This window comes from Methylobacterium sp. 2A, assembly GCF_009806555.1.
GTDB lineage: Bacteria > Pseudomonadota > Alphaproteobacteria > Rhizobiales > Beijerinckiaceae > Methylobacterium.
Window position 1 is genome coordinate 20,928 of the sequence record NZ_VUOK01000035.1, and the last position, 19,092, is coordinate 40,019.

21 protein-coding genes are annotated in these 19,092 nt (G+C 70.9%); 8 read left to right on the forward strand and 13 right to left on the reverse strand.

The window, feature by feature from the left end:
• Positions 1-110: 110 nt before the first annotated feature.
• A complete protein-coding gene (locus FVE89_RS17535) occupies positions 111-824 on the reverse strand; it encodes a Tim44/TimA family putative adaptor protein (protein WP_160535239.1) in 714 nt (237 codons plus the stop codon).
• 345 nt (positions 825-1,169) lie between these two features.
• Here FVE89_RS17535 and secB point away from each other — a divergent pair, with 345 nt between their 5' ends.
• Complete coding sequence (gene secB / locus FVE89_RS17540; protein WP_160535240.1) at positions 1,170-1,670, forward strand: protein-export chaperone SecB; 501 nt, start codon at positions 1,170-1,172, stop codon at positions 1,668-1,670.
• A 19-nt stretch (positions 1,671-1,689) separates the two neighbouring features.
• On the opposite strand, the gene FVE89_RS17545 is transcribed toward secB, so the two are convergent.
• Positions 1,690-2,577, reverse strand: a complete 888-nt coding sequence (locus FVE89_RS17545; RefSeq protein WP_160535241.1) for a LysR family transcriptional regulator — start codon at positions 2,575-2,577, stop codon at positions 1,690-1,692.
• 91 nt (positions 2,578-2,668) lie between these two features.
• Here FVE89_RS17545 and FVE89_RS17550 point away from each other — a divergent pair, with 91 nt between their 5' ends.
• From FVE89_RS17550 to FVE89_RS17560, 3 genes are all read left to right on the forward strand, one after another.
• A complete protein-coding gene (locus FVE89_RS17550) occupies positions 2,669-3,241 on the forward strand; it encodes a DUF4865 family protein (protein WP_160535242.1) in 573 nt (190 codons plus the stop codon).
• An 11-nt stretch (positions 3,242-3,252) separates the two neighbouring features.
• A complete protein-coding gene (locus FVE89_RS17555; protein WP_160535243.1) occupies positions 3,253-3,642 on the forward strand; it encodes a tautomerase family protein in 390 nt (129 codons plus the stop codon).
• Between the two features lie 70 nt (positions 3,643-3,712).
• Complete coding sequence (locus tag FVE89_RS17560) at positions 3,713-4,945, forward strand: MFS transporter (RefSeq protein WP_160535244.1); 1,233 nt, start codon at positions 3,713-3,715, stop codon at positions 4,943-4,945.
• A 63-nt stretch (positions 4,946-5,008) separates the two neighbouring features.
• On the opposite strand, the gene FVE89_RS17565 is transcribed toward FVE89_RS17560, so the two are convergent.
• The 7 genes from FVE89_RS17565 to FVE89_RS17595 form a co-directional block, all read right to left on the reverse strand.
• Complete coding sequence (locus tag FVE89_RS17565) at positions 5,009-5,884, reverse strand: RNA polymerase factor sigma-32 (RefSeq protein WP_012320644.1); 876 nt, start codon at positions 5,882-5,884, stop codon at positions 5,009-5,011.
• Between the two features lie 323 nt (positions 5,885-6,207).
• Positions 6,208-6,807, reverse strand: coding sequence for a CarD family transcriptional regulator (locus tag FVE89_RS17570; RefSeq protein WP_160535245.1), 600 nt, complete (start codon positions 6,805-6,807; stop codon positions 6,208-6,210).
• Between the two features lie 512 nt (positions 6,808-7,319).
• A complete protein-coding gene (gene fdxA / locus FVE89_RS17575; protein ID WP_091718611.1) occupies positions 7,320-7,658 on the reverse strand; it encodes a ferredoxin FdxA in 339 nt (112 codons plus the stop codon).
• Between the two features lie 206 nt (positions 7,659-7,864).
• Positions 7,865-8,158, reverse strand: coding sequence for an RNA-binding S4 domain-containing protein (locus FVE89_RS17580; RefSeq protein WP_160535246.1), 294 nt, complete (start codon positions 8,156-8,158; stop codon positions 7,865-7,867).
• A gap of 9 nt (positions 8,159-8,167) precedes the next feature.
• Positions 8,168-11,464 carry a helicase-related protein gene (locus tag FVE89_RS17585; protein ID WP_160535247.1) on the reverse strand — a complete coding sequence of 1,099 codons (3,297 nt, stop codon included), beginning with the start codon at positions 11,462-11,464 and terminating at the stop codon, positions 8,168-8,170.
• 201 nt (positions 11,465-11,665) lie between these two features.
• A complete protein-coding gene (locus FVE89_RS17590; RefSeq protein WP_160535248.1) occupies positions 11,666-11,983 on the reverse strand; it encodes a hypothetical protein in 318 nt (105 codons plus the stop codon).
• A gap of 29 nt (positions 11,984-12,012) precedes the next feature.
• A complete protein-coding gene (locus FVE89_RS17595) occupies positions 12,013-12,639 on the reverse strand; it encodes a TetR/AcrR family transcriptional regulator (RefSeq protein ID WP_160535249.1) in 627 nt (208 codons plus the stop codon).
• Positions 12,640-12,714: 75 nt separating this feature from the next.
• On the opposite strand from FVE89_RS17595, the gene FVE89_RS17600 reads away from it, so the two are divergent.
• Entirely contained in the window at positions 12,715-13,071 is a 357-nt protein-coding gene (locus tag FVE89_RS17600) for a darcynin family protein (RefSeq protein ID WP_160535250.1), read from the forward strand.
• A 20-nt stretch (positions 13,072-13,091) separates the two neighbouring features.
• Here the strand turns inward: FVE89_RS17600 and FVE89_RS17605 are convergent, their stop codons facing one another.
• Entirely contained in the window at positions 13,092-13,382 is a 291-nt protein-coding gene (locus FVE89_RS17605; RefSeq protein ID WP_160535251.1) for a DUF1330 domain-containing protein, read from the reverse strand.
• 73 nt (positions 13,383-13,455) lie between these two features.
• Entirely contained in the window at positions 13,456-14,391 is a 936-nt protein-coding gene (locus FVE89_RS17610; RefSeq protein ID WP_160535252.1) for a DUF3108 domain-containing protein, read from the reverse strand.
• 351 nt (positions 14,392-14,742) lie between these two features.
• Between FVE89_RS17610 and rpmB the strand changes: the two genes are divergently transcribed.
• On the forward strand, positions 14,743-15,045 hold the full coding sequence (rpmB, locus tag FVE89_RS17615; protein WP_091778228.1) for a 50S ribosomal protein L28: 303 nt from the start codon (positions 14,743-14,745) through the stop codon (positions 15,043-15,045).
• 100 nt (positions 15,046-15,145) lie between these two features.
• Here rpmB and FVE89_RS17620 read toward each other — a convergent pair whose 3' ends face one another.
• A complete protein-coding gene (locus tag FVE89_RS17620) occupies positions 15,146-15,601 on the reverse strand; it encodes a MarR family transcriptional regulator (RefSeq protein ID WP_160535253.1) in 456 nt (151 codons plus the stop codon).
• A 112-nt stretch (positions 15,602-15,713) separates the two neighbouring features.
• Here FVE89_RS17620 and FVE89_RS17625 point away from each other — a divergent pair, with 112 nt between their 5' ends.
• Positions 15,714-16,157, forward strand: coding sequence for a carboxymuconolactone decarboxylase family protein (locus tag FVE89_RS17625; protein ID WP_160535254.1), 444 nt, complete (start codon positions 15,714-15,716; stop codon positions 16,155-16,157).
• Positions 16,158-16,169: 12 nt separating this feature from the next.
• Positions 16,170-16,655 carry a GNAT family N-acetyltransferase gene (locus FVE89_RS17630; protein WP_160535255.1) on the forward strand — a complete coding sequence of 162 codons (486 nt, stop codon included), beginning with the start codon at positions 16,170-16,172 and terminating at the stop codon, positions 16,653-16,655.
• A 126-nt stretch (positions 16,656-16,781) separates the two neighbouring features.
• On the opposite strand, the gene FVE89_RS17635 is transcribed toward FVE89_RS17630, so the two are convergent.
• Complete coding sequence (locus FVE89_RS17635) at positions 16,782-18,914, reverse strand: TonB-dependent siderophore receptor (RefSeq protein ID WP_246730950.1); 2,133 nt, start codon at positions 18,912-18,914, stop codon at positions 16,782-16,784.
• Positions 18,915-19,092: the final 178 nt, after the last annotated feature.

A 19,092-nucleotide genomic window follows, 5' to 3' on the forward strand; every position in this document is an offset into this window, starting at 1 on the left:
GCGGCGGCCGATAAACCCGGCCCGCCGAGTACGAGGAGGGCGGCCGTGACGGCTCCGGGCCAGGTGCGCGGGATCCTGCGCGGGATCGTCACGGTGCAGCCGTCAGGCGGTCAGGCGCCGGCCTCGGTGGCCACGAGCTGCCAGTTCGGGTCGCGCGAGCCGAGGGTACGGGCGAAGGTCCAGACATCGGGCACCTCGACCACGGTCTCGGCGCTGCCGTCCACCACCTTGCCCTCCGCGTTGCGGGTGGCGGTGATCAGGTTCGACAGGAACCGCACGGTGATCTGCGCGACGCGGTTGCGCACCTCGACGGCCACGATCTCGGCCTTGTCGATCGAGACGAAGGTGGTTTCCAGGGTCTGGCGGTTGCGCTCGCGCTCGGCGATCGCCCGCTCGAAGGCCTCGCCGACTTCCTTGGACAGGAGGCCCCGCAGGGTCTTCCGGTCGCCCTTGGCGAAGGCGATCATGATGGCCTCGTAGGCCGCTTTCGCGCCCTCCAGGAAGGCGCGCGGATCGAAGCTCGGCTCGGCCTGGACACAGGCTTCGAGCCCGCGGGCGACCTCGGAGCCGGGCTCGGCGATCCCGCGCCAGTCGCGCGGCGCCGGGGCGGGCGCCGGAGCCGGGGGCGCCCGGTCGGCGCCCGGCAGGCGCACGACGTTGTCGCCCTCGCTGCGCGTCTGGGGCTCGGTTCGGCTGCGGTCGACCGGCTTGAACGGCGAGCGTTCCGCACCGGTCTTCTGGCCCAGCACCGAGCGCAGGCGCCAGATCACGAAGACTGCGAGCGCGAGGAAGATGATCGTCGTAACGTCGAAACTGTCCTGCATCACCGATCCGATGGTGGCCGCGGCGCGACCCTGTGCCCCTTGCTCAGGTCACGCGCGGTGCGGCGCCGGCAAAGCGCGCATAGTCCTGACGACTCATATCCGACCAACGCGCCGGGAGCGAGCCGGTTGTACCGGAGGGACCCAATACCGCGGTCGGATCTCGATATGGGTCGCGGTCGCCATCGGCGCCAGCGCCCCGCCGGCTCTCTCGACCCGCTCGCTTGTCGAGGCCCGGCGCGCGTGTTAGCGGCCCTGCCGTTCGGGGCAGTTCCGCGGCGCGATCCAGCGGCACCCGCTGAGACAACCCGCGCCGGCTCCGCCGGCCGATCGAGAAGGAAGACCCGCATGGCCGATTCTCCGGCAGCGAACGGCAACGGCGGCGGCATGCCGCAGGGCGATATGCCGATGATCAACGCCCTGGCGCAGTACACGAAGGATCTCTCCTTCGAGAATCCGAACGCGCCGCGCTCCCTGCAGCCCAAGGAGGGCCAGGGGCCGCAGATCAATATCCAGGTCAACGTCAACGCCTCCCAGCTCTCGGAGACCGACTTCGAGGTCGAGCTCAAGCTCGACGGCGATGCCAAGATCCAGAACGAGGTGCTGTTCGCCTTCGAGGTGACCTATGCGGGCGTGTTCCGCCTGCTGAACATCCCGGCCGACCAGATTCACCCGGCCGTGATGATCGAGTGCCCGCGCCTGCTCTTCCCCTTCGCCCGCCAGATCGTGGCCGAGGCGGTGCGGAACGGCGGCTTCCCGCCCCTCTACATCGATCCGATCGACTTCGTCGGCCTCTACCGGCAGAAGGTCATGGAGCAGCAGGGCGCACCGGGACCGCTCGCTTCCTGAGCCCGGATCCCGGCAGCCCTCAGCGGCCGCCGGGGCCACGATAGGCCGCCGCCAGGGCGCGCAGCGCATCCGCGGCCGGCCCCCTCAAGGGGCGGGCGTGCAGCATCACCCGGGTGAGCGGGAGTTCGGGCAGGCCCAGGCGCTCCCCGGCCTCCGCCACTCCAGCCGGCGCCGTGCTCGGCGCCAGCGCCGCCACCGCGAGCCCGGCCGCCACGGCGGCGCCGACCGCCGCGACGCCGCCGCCGACGAACACCTCCCGCCAGGGCAGGCCGGCCGCGTCGAGGGCCGCCTCGGCCGACATCCGGACATTGCAGGGACCCGCCAGGGTCGCGAGCGGCAGCGGCCGTCCCGTCCCGTCGGCCCAGGCGAAGGACGGGGCGGCGAACCAGCACAGCCGCTCCGCCGCCAGGACCGTGCCGCCCTCCGGCTCCTCCGCGTCATCGACGCCCGCACGCACCAGAACCGCGTCGAAGCGGCCCGCCACGAAGGCGGGGCGCAGGTCGCGTGACGGCAGGATCGTCACCTCCGGCACCACGCCCATCCCGTCGAGGCCGAGCCGGGCGAGCCGGCCCGGCAGATCGGGGCCGGCGACGTGATCGCTGATGCCGAGGCTGAGCCGCGGCGGAGGCGCGTCCGCGAGATCCGCCACCGCGCGGGCATGGGCTTCCAGGAGGAGCCGGGCCGAGGGCAGGAACTTGGCGCCGCGGAGCGTCGGGGCCACGTGGCGCGGCGTCCGGTCCAGGAGGCGCAGGCCCAGCCTGTCCTCCAGCCGCTTCACCCGCAGGCTGATCGCCGCCTGGGAGGTCGCCAGGGAATCGGCGGCGCGGGTGAAGCTCGCGAGATCGACCACCCGCACGAAGGCACGCACGCCCTCGATGTCCAGCAGGGTCTCGGCGCGCGGCAGCATGACGGATCCGTTATGGCAGATATAGCCGCCCATATCTTTCTGTAATTTACGGCGGCTGCAACCCTGCCTGCGGACGAACCCGGAGGACAGGATGATTCTCACCCGCTACCGCCACCCGCTGCCGGCCGATTACGACATGGCGCGCATCCGGGACCGCGTCGCGGCGCGCGGCCCGCTTTGGGACGACGCGCCGGGGCTGGTCTTCAAGGCCTTCACGATCGAGGACCGGGCGCGCGGCGCGGCCGCCAACGCCTATTCCTCACTCTACCTCTGGCATGACCCGGCCGCGGCGGCCGGCTTCTTTGCCGGGGCCGCCTTTCAGGCCGTCATCGAGACCTTCGGCCGGCCGCGCACGGAGGTCTGGCTACCCTTCACCGTCAGCCCGGGTGGCGCGGCGGGGGCTCGAAGCCTCGCCATCACCGAGCGGATCCTGGCAGCGGACGCCGACCTCGCCGCCGAGCGCCGCGCCGAGGCGGAGCAGGGCGGCGCTCTGGCCGCCGAGCCCGACGTGCTGGCGGTCGTGTCGGGGCTCGATCCCGCAGCCTGGCGCCTCGTGCGCTTCGTGCTGCGTGCCGATGGGCCGGCCGCCGGCACGCCGGAGATCGCCCATCTCGCCGCCCCCGGGATCGCGGTCCTGCGGGGCGCTCCCGCCCACGCAGCCTGAGGAGCCCGTCCATGCCCCTGACCCGCATCTCCCTGCGCGCCGGCACGAGCCCGGCATACCGCGCCGCCCTGATCCAAGGTCTCTACGCCGCCCAGCGCGAGACCTTCGCGGTACCGGAGGACGATCTGTTCGCCGTGATCCACGAGCACGACGCGACCGGCTTCGCCTTCGGGCGCCCGTATCTCGGCATCGCGCGGGACGCGGATCTGGTTCTGATCCAGATCACCGCCAATGCGACCCGCACGATCGACCCGAAACGCGCACTCGACGTGGCCATCGCCCGCAATCTCGCGCACGATCCCGGGGCGGCGCCCGGCAACGTATGCGTGAATCTCGTCGAGGTCGCACCGGACAACTGGTCGTTCGGCGACGGGCTCATGCAGTACGGGCCGCCGGTGTGACGCGAGGCAGGCTTGACCGCACGGGGGCTCCGGCCCAGTTCGTGCGGCCCTCGCAGATTTGCCGGTCGGAATGTCTCCCACGACGCATCTTTCCCTGATCAACGTCTTCATCGGCGATATCCAGGGCGGCCTCGGCCCCTTCCTCGGGACATGGCTGGCGCAGGCGGCCTCGTGGAGTCCGGCGCGGGTCGGCTTCGTCATCACGCTGGTCGGGTTCGGGACGCTGTTCCTGAGCGGCCCGTTCGGCGCCCTGGTGGACCGCTATCCCAAGCCCCGCCTGCTGATCGCGCTGGCCTGCGGCGGCATCCTGGCCGGCACGCTGCTGCTGCTGCCGGCGCGCAGCTTCGCTGCCGTGCTGTGCGCCCAGCTCCTGGCCGCGGCGGGCGGCACGCTGCTCCTGCCGGCGGTGGCGAACCTGACGCTCGGGATCGTCGGGAAGGACCGGTTTCCCAAGCAGCAGGGGCGCAACCAAGCGTTCAACCATGTCGGCATCCTGGTCGCGGCCGGCGGCATCAGCCTCGGGACCGGGTATTTCGGCCCGGCGATCGCCTTCTGGGTGCTCGGCGGCATGGCGCTGGCGGCGATCGTCGCCACGCTGACGACGCCGGCCGGCGCCTGGAACCGGCGGCGGGCGGTGGGCTGGCAGGAGGATGCGGAGGACGAGCCGGAGCGCAGCGGCATCCGGCAGGTCCTGGGCAACCGCCGCCTCCTCGTGCTGACCGTGGCGCTGACGCTGTTCAACCTCGGCAATGGCGGCATGCTCTCGCTGCTCGGCCAGAAGCTCGTGGCCACGGCCGCCGACGCCACGACCTGGACGGCGCGCTACGTGATGGTGGCGCAACTCGTGATGGTGCCGGTGGCTTTGTTCGCCGGCTCGCTCGCGGACAAGCGCGGACGGCGCCAGCTCCTGATGGTGGCCTTCGCGGTACTGCCGGTACGGGCCCTCCTGTCCGGCCTGATCGACGATCCGGTCTGGCTCATCGCGGCCGAGGTTCTGGACGGCGTGGCCTCGGGGATCGTCGGCGTGGCGGTGCCGGTGGTGGTCGCGGACCTGACCTGGGGCTCCGGGCGGACCCAGACGGCGCTCGGCAGCGTCAACGCGGTGCAGGGAGTCGGAGGCGCCCTGTCGGGCTGGTACGGCGGGTTGTCGTACGGCCTGTTCGGCTGGACCGGCGCGTTCCTCGCCCTCGGCGTGCCGGCGCTCTTCGCCCTGGGCCTCGTGATCTGGCTCGACGCCACGCCCGAACCCGGCCGCCGCCGCAAGCGACGGGAGCGGCGCGAAGCGGCGATGCAGGGGGCCTGAGCCCCTCCAATAACAAGAAAGCCCGGCCATGGGCCGGGCTTGGTTCAGGGTCTGTGAGGCCGTTCAGCCGATATGCGGGCTGCCGGTGGCGGCGGGGAACCGGTCGGCGAGCGCGCGGCGCAGCTTTTCCAGAGCCCGGTTCTCGATCTGGCGGACCCGCTCCTTCGAGATGCCGAGCCGCTGTCCCAGCGCTTCCAGCGTCGCCTGATCCTCGGCGAGCCGGCGCTCGCGCAGGATGCGCAATTCGCGCTCGGAGAGCACGGTCAGGGCCTGCTGGAGCCAGCTGAGGCGCCGCTCGCCATCGACCGTGGCGCTCACCGTCTCGTCCGGCAGGTCGGCGCCATCGACCAGAAAGTCCATCCGCTCCGAGGAGGCGTCGCTGTCCTCGCCCACGGGGGCATTGAGCGACATGTCGGGGCCGGACAGGCGGGCATCCATCAGGGCGACGTCGTCGCGGGAGACGCCGATCGCGCTGGCGATCCGGCGATGGATCTCGTCGCCGACATGTTCCTCGGTGGATTGCATCAGCCGGGCGCGCAGGCGGCGCAGGTTGAAGAACAGCGCCTTCTGAGCCGAGGACGTGCCGCCGCGCACGATCGACCAGTTGCGCAGGATGTAATCCTGGATCGAGGCGCGGATCCACCATGTCGCGTAGGTGGAGAAACGGACATCCCGCTCCGGCTCGAACCGGGCGGCGGCCTCCATCAGGCCGACATGGCCCTCCTGGACGAGGTCGGCCATGGGCAGGCCATAGTGACGAAAACGCCCCGCCAGGGCGATGACGAGGCGCATATGGGCCGAGATCAGACGGTGCAGGGCGCGCTCGTCACGCTCATCCTTCCACCGGACGGCGAGGCCGCGTTCCTCCTCCCGGGCCAGGAAGGGCGCCTCCATCGCAGTCCGGATGAACTGCCTACGTATTCCCGCGATCTCAGCCATTCCGCCTGCCTCTTGTTGTCGAGTGCTGTTGCGGCGCCGGACCTTCTGGCCGGCGCACAGGCGCCGCCGCGAAGCGACCCCAGGCCAGCCGACAACGGAAGGCTGAAGGAGAAAGTTCCGCCGTCTGCCCCGGAATGCGACAAGCGGACGGCCACGATTTCGTGTTCCGTTAAGGTGACATGGAGAGCGCGGGTCCAAAATCCAGGCTCAGGCCGGTGGAAACGCCGCGCCGGCGCGGGGTGGCAGCCTCCGTCCCTGAAACGCCCCATGAAAAAACCCGGCCGCAGGGGCCGGGTTCATCGCCGTCAGACTGGACATGCCGCTCAGGCGGCTTCCTCCTGAAGATCGTCGCCGTCGCCCTCGGCATCCGTCTCGGGCTCCGCCTCGCTCTTGGCCCGGCGGGGCGATTTCGCGAGGCTCTGCTCGATGAGCTTCAGCGCTTCCGTCTCGGTGATGCGGTTCACCGAGGAGATCTCGCGCACGATCCGGTCGAGGGCCGCCTCGTAGAGCTGACGCTCGGAATAGGATTGCTCGGGCTGCGCCTCGGAGCGGTAGAGGTCGCGCACCACCTCGGTGACGGCCAGGAGGTCGCCCGAGTTGATCTTCGCCTCGTATTCCTGGGCCCGGCGCGACCACATGGTGCGCTTGATCCGGGCGCGGCCAGTCAGGAGGTCGAGGGCCTTCTTCACCAGCTCCGGCTCGGCGAGCTTGCGCATGCCGACGCTGTTGGCCTTCGCGGTGGGTACGCGCAGGACCATCTTGTCCTTCTCGAACGAGACGACGAACAGCTCAAGCTTGTAGCCCGCAATCTCCTGCTCCTCGATCGCGGTGATGCGACCGACGCCGTGGGCCGGATACACGACAGCCTCGCCGGTCTTGAAACCTTGCCGGCCTGCGGTCGTCGTCTTCTTGGCTGTGGTCATGCGAGAAGGGCCTCCACTGGCGCGCAGCGTTCAACGCCGCACGAAACCGTGTTCTTCCGGGCGGGACACCCGGTTTGCCTCGCCGCTTCCGTGGCCCGCGCGTCGTGCGAGGGCCCGGGAATTCCCCGGCGCAGCCGTGCAAAAGCCTGGACCTTCCGCCGAAGCACCTTCGGCGGTCGATCGCGTACCACTCCTAACCCACGATGATCGAAGGTGTTTCAGCAGGAGGAAGCACGTCAGGCGCGAGCGACGGCAGGCAGATTGTCTACCACAATCCGGCGCGCAGAGCAAAGCATACTGAAAGACGTGCGCGCGCTCGTGCACGGCATCCATGCACAGCGTCACCGCGTTTTACACCCGTGCGGCCAGAGGGAAATGAGCCTGCCGCAGATCTGGCCTTCGCAGACTGCAGATCAGCCGCCCAGATCTCGACCTTCGACGACCCGGAACGATCCCTCGGTTCGGCCCATCCGGACGAGCCGTCGTCAAATCCTGTGGAGCGCCGTGCCCGCTCAGTCGCCCGAGCCGGGGTTCGGCGAGAAGTAGGCCTCAAGCTTACCGGACTTGCCGTCCCACTCCTTGGCGTCGGCCGGGGCTTCCTTCTTCTGCGTGATGTTGGGCCACGTCTTGGCGTAGTCGGCGTTGAGCTTCAGCCACGTGTCGAGGTTCGATTCGGTATCGGGCTTGATCGCCTCGGCCGGGCATTCCGGCTCGCAGACGCCGCAATCGATGCATTCGTCCGGGTGGATGACGAGCATGTTCTCGCCCTCGTAGAAGCAATCCACCGGACAGACTTCGACACAGTCCGTGTACTTGCACTTGATGCAATTGTCGGTGACGACATAGGTCATCGGATGTCTTCGTCCTCAACCACGACTTGGCCCGGGCGGAGCCTCGGGACGGCCCGCACGCCCGGGTGGCACTGCGAGGGAATGCCGGTGCAGCCCGGCTCGGAGCCGGGCTTCGGAGGCAACGGCCTTAGACTCTGGCTCCCGGACTGACAAGCGCGCGGGCGCCGCATCCCGGCCGCTGTTTCAGCGGCTGTGGCCCCGCCTCATCACTCGGAACGCTCCGGCGGGGCGGGATTGCCCGACAGGTCGTCGTAGAGCAGCCGCGCCTCCGGTGCCGGTCCCCGCCGCAGGCCGAGCCCGATCACCCGCACCGCCAGTGTGGCGTGGGGTGCGGCCACCGTCACCACATCGCCGATCGCGATGCCCTTGGCGGGGTTCTCGGCACGCAGCCCGTTCACCCGCACGAAACCGTCGGCGGCGAGCCGCGCCGCGAGGGAGCGGGTCCGCGCGAAGCGCGCGAACCACAGCCATTTGTCGAGGCGCTGCCGGTCCTCCCGCATGCGCGGGGGTCAGCGCTTCCCGCCGTCGCCGGCTTCGAGCTGCGCCTTGAGCGCCGCCAGCTTGGCGAAGGGCGAGTCCGGATCCGGCGCCCGCTCGCGCCGCGGCGGCCGCTGGTCGGGCCGCGGACCCGCATGGCGCTGCTCGGCATGCGGGTCGTTCCGGCGCTGGTCGTCCCGGCGCTCCGGACGACCGCCCTCGAAGCGGTCGCGGCGGGGGCCGCGGTCGCGCCCGGGCCGCGGGCCGCCCTCGCCGCCCTCGGCCCGGCGATGCTCCGGGCGGCCACCCTCGGGCCGGCCACCCTCCGGACGCGCCTGTCCCTGGTGCTGACCCTGCTGGCCGCCGTCGCGGCCGCGACCGGCGCCGCGCGGCCGGTTCTGCGGACGCTGATGGGCCGGGCGCTGATGGCGCTGGAGGTGCCAGACCTCGATCTGCGGGATCTCCCCGGCGGGCTCACCCTCGGCTGCGGCGGCCTCCGGGGCCGCCTCGGTCGTGGCGCTCGCCTCGACCGGTTCCACCGCGACGGACGCGGTTTCCGGCGCTGCCTCCGCCGTTGTGTCCGTGGTGGTCTCGGGCTCGGCCGTGGACGCCGCCCCGGACGAAGCCTCAGCCGTACCGCGATCCTCGGCCGCAGCCTGTTCCACCGCCGGCTCAGGGGCCGTAACCGTTTCTGCGGGGCTCCCAGCCTCGGCGGTCACCGGCTCGGCGGTCACCGGCTCGGCGGGCGCGTCGCCGGCCGTCCCGTCCCCAGAGCCGGCCTCCACCTCGTGGGTCTCCGCGGCGGAAGCCTCCCCTGCGGAACCCTCCGCGGCCGGGGCCTCGTCGCCGGTGGGCTCGGTGGCATCCGCCTGCGCGGTGACCGCCGCATCGGAGGAGGCCTCCGCGGCCGCCGTCGCCGCCGGCTTCGTGGCGGCGGCCGGGACCAGCGGCACCGTGATGGCCGGCCCGGGGCGGGTCTCCGCGGTGTAACCCAGCGACTTCAGGATCGAGGCGAAATCCTCGCCCGAGCAGCCGACCAGCGAGGTCATGCCGACGGTGGCCACGAAGCCGTCGCCGTCGGCGGTGCCGTCCGGCGCGGCGCCCGGCGTGGTTCCGGGCCGGTAGGCGATGGCCGGGCGGATCAGGTCGGCGAGCCGCTCCAGGATGTCGACGCGCACGGCGCGCTCGCCGCTGACCCGGAAGCCGGCGGCCCGATAGAGGCCCTTGGCGATCTCGCGATCGACCTTGATCGAGGTGCGGCCTGAGCCGGCCAGATGCGCGATCTCGTCGAGGCCGCGCTGGTCGAGGCCGCCGTTGCGCAGGGCCCAGAGCTGGGCCGCGAGCGTGCGCGGCGCCGGCTTCAGCAGGGCCGGAAGGAAGATGTGGTAGGCGCCGAACCGGACGCCGTGGCGGCGCAGGGCGCCGCGGCCATCCTGATCGAGGCTGCGCATCTCGTGCGCCACCTTCGAGCGCTCCAGGACGCCCAACGCCTCGACCACCTGATAGCCGATCCCCTTGGCGAGGCCGGTGAGGTCGGCCGCGGTCTCGATCTCCATCAGCGGCCCGAGCAGCCGCACGATGTGGGCCTTCAGCCACGCGTCGAGGCGGGCCTCGACCTTCTCGCGATGCGCGCCGGTGAGGCTCTCGTCGGCCAGCAGACGGATCTGCGGGGCGAACAGCTTCTCGCCGGGCTGGAGCTTGGCGACGGGCGCCCCGGTCCAGCGGATCGTGCCGTCATGCGAGAGCACGAGGGTCGAATCGGCGGTGGCGGCGAAGCGCTCGGCCCGCGACTCGATCTCCCCGGCGAGCGCCTTCTCGGCGGCGCTCCTCAGGGTCTTGGCCTCGTGGCCTTCGGCGCTGGCATCGGGAACGAACAGGAATCCGTGAAGGTGGCCGACATGCTGACCCTCGACGGTGACGTCACCGTCGGCGGTGATCTGGGCTTCGAGCATCGTGTTCTCTCTCAGGCGCCGCATCAGGACGCTGGTGCGCCGGTCGACGAAGCGGCTCGCGAGGCGTTCGTGCAGGGCGTCGGACAGTCTGTCCTCTACCCGACGCGTCTCGCCCTGCCAATGTTCTGGGTCGCGCAGCCAGTCGGGACGGTTCGCCACGAAGGTCCAGGTGCGGCCTTGCGCGATCCGGCGCGACAGGGTGTCGATGTCGCCGTCGGTCCGGTCGATCATCGCGACCTGCTCGGCGAACCACGTGTCGGGGATGCGCCCGGCCATGCCCTTCATGAGGAATCGGTAGAGCTGGGCCACGAGGTCGGCATGCACCTGCGGGTGGACCTTGCGGTAGTCGGGCACGCCGCAGGTATCCCAGAGCCGCCGGACCGCGGCGGCGCTGCGCGCCATGTCGCGGATATCCTCTTCCTTCATGAGGATCTCGAGGGCCTGCTGGTCCTCGCCCATGGGGGCGCGGGTCAGGCCCGATTCGCGCGGGTGCTCGTCGAGGCTCGCCTGAAGGCCCTCCAGGCTGCCGAAGCTCAGATCCGGGTTGCGCCATTGCAGGATGCGCAGGGGATCGAAATCGTGGCTCTCCAGCCGCTCGACCAGCTCGGCCTCGAAGGGCGGGCAGCGGCCGGTGGAGCCGAAGGTGCCGTCCGAGAGGTGGCGCCCGGCGCGCCCCGCGATCTGGCCCATCTCGGCGGGGGTGAGCTTGCGGAAGCGGGTGCCGTCGTACTTCCAGTTGGCCGCGAACGCGACGTGATCGACATCGAGGTTGAGGCCCATCCCGACCGCGTCGGTGGCGACGAGGTAATCGACGTCGCCCGCCTGGTACATCTCGACCTGGGCGTTGCGGGTCCGTGGCGACAGGGCGCCGAGCACCACCGCGGCGCCGCCGCGCTGGCGGCGGATCAGCTCGGCGATGGCGTAGACCTCCTCGGCCGAGAACGCGACGATCGCGGTGCGCCGGGGCAGGCGCGACAGCCGCTTCTCCCCCGCGAAGCTGAGCTGCGACAGGCGCGGCCGGGTCGTGGTGTGGACGTTCGGGATCAGGCTCTGGACCAGCGGCAGCATGGTCGAGGAGCCGATCAGCAGGGTCTCCTCCCGGCCGCGGACGTAGAGCAGGCGGTCGGTGAAGACGTGGCCGCGGTCCATATCGGCGGCGAGCTGGATCTCGTCGATGGCGACGAAGGCCACGTCGAGGTCCCGGGGCATCGCCTCGATGGTGCAGATCCAGTAGCGCGGCCGGTCCGGCTTGATCTTCTCCTCGCCGGTGACGAGCGCGACCTTCTCGGGCCCGACCTTGGCGACGACGCGCAGGTAGACCTCCCGGGCGAGCAGCCGCAGGGGCAGCCCGATCATGCCGGTCGGGTGCGCGAGCATCCGCTCGATGGCGAGATGCGTCTTGCCGGTGTTGGTCGGCCCGAGGACCGCCGTGACGCCGCGGGCGCGGGCGTCGCGGGACAGCGAGCGGCTGGACGGGGGGCGGAGCAGCGCGTCGATGGTCGGCGGTTCCTTCGAGGGGAAAGGCCGTCGCGGCGCCGTCGCGGCGCGGGCGGGGAGGGATGGTATCGGCCGGTCGCGTCAGGGACGATAGGGCCGGATCGGTCGTCCCTCATATGGGATGCCGCCGCCGCCAGGTCCAACGGGTCCGACCTGCGGCGTGACGAGCGGGTAGACGTCGATCCGCGTGGTCGGCGCCCCCGGCTGGGGCGCGAGGTCGGCGCAGAGCGTGTCGGGCATCGCCACGAGGGGGCCGCGGCGGTGCTCGACGATCTCGGCGGACGAGAAGGCGTCCCCGCCGCAACTCGATTCCGCGGTGTCGGCGCTCAGCGGCTGAGCGGAGACCGGGCCGGTGAGCGCGGTGACGGCGAGGGCGATTCGGAGGATTGGCGGGCGCATCCGCGCATTATCGCGCGGATCGTGAAGATTCATGCCACCGCCTGCGGCAGGCCGAGATAGCCATGCACGGCGTGCAGGACGCGCCGTTCCAAGGCGCCGCCGTCGCGCTCGCCGCGCTCCCCCGCGGCGTCGACCATGCCCCGCACGAGGGCGAAGAGGTCGCCCGCCGCGGTCTCGGGCTCGGCCGGCAGTGCGGCACCGAGGCGCGCCAGCAGGGCCAGCAGGGCGGTCGTCAGGTCCCCGGCGACGGAGCCCAGCGTGTCGGCGAGCTGGAGCCGGCTCTCCTCGCGGTCGAGCAGCAGGGCGAGGCGCGGCCGCGCCATCTGGTGCGCGACGCAGGCCCGGACGATCCGGCGGAGCCCGTCCTCCGGCGTCGCGGCGGCCGGCGCGGCGCGCACGGCCGCGGTCAGCAGGGCGGTCTCCCGGGCCACCAGGGCGGCGGTCAGGGCCTCCTTGCCGGGAAAGTACTGGTAGACCGAGCCGATCGAGACGCCCGCCCGCTCGGCGACGGCGTTGGTCGTGTAGCCGTCGAGGCCCCGCTCCTCCAGAACGCGAGCCGCACCTTCCAGGATCGTCCGCACGGTCTCGGCCGAGCGGGATTGTCCCGGACTTTTCCGGGGCTTGAGCGCCGGCCGGCGCGACCGTGCGGGGCTCATGAACGCGAGTTCGCCGCAGGCACGGTCGGGGGCATCATCGCGGCGTTCCGACAGACTTCTGGAGCGCAGAACCCCATGTCCGACAAGACCTTCGACCCCAAGCTCACCGTCTTCATGCTCGTGAAGACATCCCCCGAATGGCTCGCGATGTCGATCGACGATCGCTTCGCGCGGTTGCGCGGGGCTTTCGAGCCCATCCTGCGCCGGCACGCCGACGCCGTGCGGCTCCGCTTCTACGACGCCGAGTTCTACACCGCCCGGCTGACCGATCTCTGGGTTTGGGAGGCGGCCGACCACCATGCCTACGAGCTCGTCGTCGAGGCGCTGCGCGAGACCGCGTTCTGGGACCGGTGGTTCTCGATCGTCGAGATCATCCCGGCGGTCGAGAACGCCTACGCGACCAATTACGGCCGGGCGCCGCTGGCCGCCTGAGCGGTGAACGAGGGGGCGGCTCAGTCCACCCCTTCGACCAGCACCACCTCGCCGATTCCCGCCGGCCGGCGCTTGGCGATGGCGGCCTGGTATTCCGGCGAGAAATAATAGGCCCGCGCCGCCTCGTAGGATTCGAATTCCAGCACGACGTTGCGCGGCCGGGCCTCGCCCTCCAGCGCTTCGCTGCGGCCGCCGCGCACCAGCGGTGTGCAGCCGTACTTGCGCATGGCCTCGGAGGCCATGGCGGCGTAGTCCTTGTAGGCCTCCGGATCGGTGACCGTCATCCGGACGATGATGTAGCCCTTGGGCATGTCTGGCCTCCCTGCGCGACCGCCGCGCAGGGCGGCAGTGCCGGGAAATCCGCCGCCCGTCAAAGCCGGCGCGCTACTCTCCGGACAGGTTCGCCTGGACCACGCTCGCGCCGCCGGCTTCGGCGGTCCCCGTCGTGCCCGCACTCCCGCCCTGGCTCCAGCGCGTCGCCTCGATGATGTTCGTGCCGATCGTGGTGAGCACCGAGATGCGCAGGGGAAGCAGCACCCGCGTCCCCTCGACGGGGGCGAGCCAGACCGACATCTCGCGGTTCTCCTCCATGAACTTCACCCCAGGCCGGTCGGGCCGGTGTCCGGCCACCGCCTGGTAGCGGGCGGTGCACACCAGAACCGGGCCGGCATAGCCGGGCTTCTGCACCGGCCGGGTCTCGGCATAGCTGAGCACCACGTTGAAGCGGGTCGCGCCGTCGAAGACCGGCAGGGTCCGGTTGCAGTTCTCCGGGTCGAGCGGCTCGCCGCGCCCCTGCGTTGGCATCAGCAGCGCGCTCACCGGGTCGAGGATGCCGCGCTTGTTGGCGGGGGTCACCGGAACCCGGTCCTGCATGTCGACGAGCGGCGGCGTAATCTCGGTCTGCACGACGTTTCCGTGGGCCAGCGCCATCCGCACCGCGATGCCGGAGCTCGCCGTGTGGGTCGCGATCGAGAAGGCGCCCGGCTGCGGTGCCGCCGCGAAGGTGCCGGAGGCCCGGGCCGAGCCCTTGCCGCCGGTGATCGCGCCGACGAGGCCGGTGAGCACCGCCGACACGTCCATGAGGTAGCGGTCGCGCTCGAACGATCCGGCGAGCCGCGCGGTGCCGATCGGCAGGCCGGCGAGGTTGATGCTGTAATCGACCGCGACGGTCGCGGCGGCCGCCGCGCCCGGCCGCTTCGCCCGCGCCCGCGCCTCGGCCGGCCCCGTGAGGGTCGCGACCGCGAGGGCGCACACCGCGAGCCGTCCGACGGCGTGCGTCGCGCGTGGTCTGATCGTCCGATGGGCAGGCGTGGCGCTCATGATCCGGATCGCATCCCAGGACGAGCGGCTCAGGACCGGGTCCTGTCTCCGCCCTCTCGAACACACCCGCCCGGAGGCATCCTCGCGACGCCCGAAGCCGGGTGAGGCGCCTTCCTGCGGGTGGAAGAAGGCTATATCCCGGCATCGTGGTTAACAGACCGTTGGATCGCCGGAGCGGATGCGGTTCGGCGCATACCTTGACGCGGCGCCCCTCCGTCGCCTATAGGCTCGCGCCTTCAACAGGACTCCGCCGGACCTGGAACCGCAATGGGCGCCGCCCGCTGCGACGACGATCGCGCCGGCCGCGATCGGGTCTTCATCGAGCGGAACGAGACGGGATCTTAAGTCATCATGGCGCGCCGCTGCGAACTCACCGGCAAGGCCGTTCAGGTCGGCCACCTCGTGAGCCACTCGAACCGCAAGACCAAGTGCCGGTTCCTGCCGAACCTGTGCAATGTCACGCTCCAGTCGGATGCGCTCGGCAAGCGCGTGCGCCTGCGGGTCACCGCGCACGCCCTGCGCTCGGTGGAGCACCGCGGCGGGCTCGACGCCTTCCTGATCAAGGCCGGCGAAGGCGACCTGTCGCAGACCGCCCGCCTCCTGAAGCGCGAGATCCACAAGAAGCTCGCCGAGGCCCCGGCCGCCGCGGCCTGAGCCTTCGGGCTCACACGGTTCTCACCGGATAGGCGCGCGCCGCCGGGGCCCGGAGGTCCCGGCGGTTTTCGCGTGCGCGTTCCGGGGGTTGGGCGATCGCTCATTGCGCGTCCGGGCGGGCGATCCGCACCAGCCATTGCCGGATGACGGCCTGCTCCGCGTCTGCGAGATCCCCCAGCATGTCCGTCTCCAGGGCGTAGACGCGCCGCTTGGCGGCATCGAGCAGCGACTGCCCCGCATCCGTCAGCACGATCTTCTGGATGCGGCCGTGGATCTGGTGCGGCGCGCGCGCGATCAGCGCGGCCTTCAGCAGATTCGCCACGATGACGCTCATCGTCTGCGGTGTCAGGAGCGCGAGGCGCGCGAGATCCGCATTGCTGTGGCCGGGATAAGCCGCCAGCATCGTCAGCACGGAAAATTGCGGCAGGGTCAGGCCGAGATCGTCGAGGGCGCGCTCCACGCGGTTGCGGTGCGCCTGCGCAGCCTGACGGAGGAGGTAGCCCAGATGGCCCTCCATGCCGCGCTTGCCTTCACCAGCCTCAGGCAGTTCGCTCATGGTCCCTGCCCTTGCGAGATATCAGAGCGCTGATAACATGTTCGCGTTCTTACATTAGCGCGTTGAGTCGGAGGCGACCATGGGCCGTGCGGAACCATCGACGGATATACGAATGTCCTATGACGCGTTCCGAACCGCGCTGCCCGCCGCCCACACGGCCCTCCTGACACTCAGCAAGGCGATCACCGACACCGGTTTCGATCAGCGGCTCACCGAGATCGTCAAGATCCGCGTCTCCCAGCTGAATGGCTGTGCGTTCTGCGTCGCCTACCATCTCGACAGGGCGCGGCGGCTCGGGATCACTGAGGCCACGCTCGATCTCATCGCGGTCTGGCGCGACAGCCCCGCCTTCTCGGAGCGGGAGCGGGCCGCCCTGGCCTGGGCCGAACGGCTGACGATGATGGCTGGTCCCGAATCGTCAAGCTCCACGGAACCGCCGACGGCGCTGTTCGATCAGGCCGAGATCCTGCGCCTCGCCGTGGTGATCGCGACGATCAATGCCTGGAACCGCATCGCCGGTGGCCTGCATTTCCCGCCGTCGGCGCGGGCCGCCTGACGGAGCCCGGCGATGCAGACCCTCCGCGACACGACCTTCGCCGACGTGACCGACGCCGAGGCGGTGGCGGCCTGCTACCCGCTCTTGCGGCAGCTCCGGCCGCACCTGTCCGGGCCGGAGGAACTGGTGACGCGCTGGCAGAGCCAGGCCCGCGCGGGCTATCGGCTGATCACCCTCCTGCACGGAGACAGGCCGACGGCCCTGGCGGGCTTCCGGATTCAGGAGAACCTGGTTCACGGCCGGCACCTCTACGTCGACGATCTGGTGACCGACGCCGCGGCCCGGAGCTGCGGGTTCGGCGGCATGCTGCTGGAGCGCCTCGTTGGTCTCGCGCGCGCGGACGGGTGCGCGAAGCTCCTGCTCGACACGCCGCTCACCAACGTCCTCGGCCACCGCTTCTACTATCGGGAGGGTTTGGTGGCCGGCGCCCTCCGGTTCAACAGGACGGTGGCGGATGAGCGCCGCATCCCGGAAGCCGGTCCCCCGCTTCCAGGGTGATGTCCTGTCGCGCGCCGACAGCATCGCCCGAGCCGTGCTATCGGTCGATGCCGGAGCGGCGGCCGCCTCGAAGACGCCCGACGCGGTTCCGTCTGGCCCAGGCGATCTCCGGCGCGAAGACCTGCCTTAGAACTCCGTGGTGGCCGAGAGCAGGATCGTCCGCGGTGCGCCCGGGGCCAGCAGACCGCGGCCGGTGGTCGCCCAGTAATTCAGGCCGGTCACGTTGAGGACGTTGGCCTGCCACGTCACAGGCCTGTCCGCGACCTTGGACGTGTAGCGCAGGCCCAGGTCCAGCGTCGTCCAGGCCGGGATCTTCTGGCTGTTGGCCTGATCGTAGAACTGCGCCGCCGTGTGGATGACGCGGGCCGTCACGGTCAGGCCCGGCGCCAGCCAGGGCAGGTCGTACTCGCCGTAGAGGTTGAGTTGGGCGGCGGGGACGCCGATTGCCGCGTAGCCGTCATACCGGTGGTCCTGGGTCTTCAGGAGCCGCCCGTCGATCAGGCTGAGACCGCCGACCACCCGAACGCCCGGGACCGGCTCGCCGAAGACCGAGAATTCAACGCCGCGGTTGCGCTGGGTGCCGTCCAGCCGGAACCGCTTGTGCGCATCCACGAACCCGAAGGGCTGCTGCAGGTCGTAGGCAGCGAAGCCCAGGCCGAGGCTGCCGAGATCGACCTTCGCGCCGGCCTCGATCTGGTCCGAGCGGACGGCGCCGAAGGCCTCGTTGGCGTTGCTCGCCGTCGACGGCACCGAGGGCGCGGTCAGGCCCTCGCTGTAATTCGCGTAGAGCGACAGCCGCTCCCAGGGCTTCACCACAAGGCCGGCGCCCGGCGAGAATGCACCGCTGTCGGCGACGCCCGTGGCGGCGCCGGTGAGCGGGTCGAGCTGGCGGACGGTGATGCTCTGCCAGCGGCCGCCGAGGGTCAGCTGAACGCCGCCATCGAGGATCGACAGGGTGTCGGCGACGGCCACGCTCTGGTTGACACGGGCCGTAGTCGGCGGCGTTGCCCGGGTCTGGCCGATGCTGTTGCGCGGTGCGACCGGGTGCGGCGCGTAGATGTTGGCCACGATCGTCCCGCCGACCGGGTAGGAGATCTGGCTCTGGTCGTACCAGAGGCCGGTGGCGGCGAGGCCGAACTCGTGCCGGACCGGGCCCGTGTCGAGGCGGCCGCGCAGGCCGACCTCTGCGGTGTCGCCGTACGATCGATAGGGCAGGAAGCTGATCGGCTCGCGATAATCGCCGCGCGCGTTGAAGAGGGTCAGCGTGCCGCCGAAATATTCCTGATGGAACGTGCTGTGCCCGTAGCCGGCATAGAGGGTAAGCGAATCGGTCAGATCGTACTCGGCGCGCAGGGCGGACCAGAGATTGTCGCTGTCCCGATATTCCCAGCGCTGCTGCGGGTTGAGCCTGAGATCCGGCGCCCGGGGAATCGGGAAGTTCGGGCTCACCGTGCGGGTCCGGAAGGCGGCGTTGACGTCGGTCTTCTGAGTGCCGAGGTCCGCCGAGAGACGCAGCCGCTCGCCGCGATAATCGAGGGCGAGCGACGCGATGCTGAACTCCATGTCCTGACGGTCGATCGGCGTCGCGCCGAGCTGGTAGGCCCCGTTGAAGCGCAGGCCCCATTCGTTCGCCGGGCCGAAGCGCCGGCCGAGATCGACGGCCGTGTAGCTTTGCCCCCGGGAGATGTAGCTCTGCGTCACGCGGGTCAGGGGCTCGTCCGCGGCGCGCTTCGGGACCAGGTTGATCACGCCGCCGATGTTGCCGAAGAGCGGGGTGCCGGTCAGCAGCGTCCCCGGCCCGTGCAGCACCTCGACGCGCTCGACGGGCTCGATCGGCGGGTTGAAGGCATCGGCCACCCCGAAGAGGCCGTTGAACGCCACATCCTGCGCGTAATACGGGAAGCCGCGGATGAAGAAGCCCTGGATGCCGCTATAGGGTGGCACGTTCGTGCGCACCGCCGGATCGTTGGCGACCACATCCTGGACGGAATGCGCCTGCTGGTCGCGGGCCAGCCTCTCCGTGAAGCTCGACTGGCTGTAGGGCTGGTCGAAGGTGCTCCGGTTGCCGAGGAAGCCCAGGCGCGACCCGGATCCGACCTGACCCCCGGCATAGGCGGGCGGGGGTGGTCCGATCACGCCGACCGAGGCGCCGTAGCTTTGCGCGGGCCGTCCTTCCGTCGCGACGGAGAGTTCCTCAAGCTGGATCGCTTCCTCGGCCCGAACCGTCGTGGCCCAGCCGGTGGTCCCGAGCAGAGCCAAGGGCAGGCACAGTCCGGAGCATAGAGGAAGCCCTGCCCGTAACCCCATGATCCCACCGCTGGCCGCCGATCGACGAGGCCAAGTCGCCTCGCCGGCAGCATCGGTAAGTCAAAGTCGCGCATCAACCACGATGCGCGTGAAAAAATCGGGGTTCCTGTTCTCGTCAATGCGGCGTTGC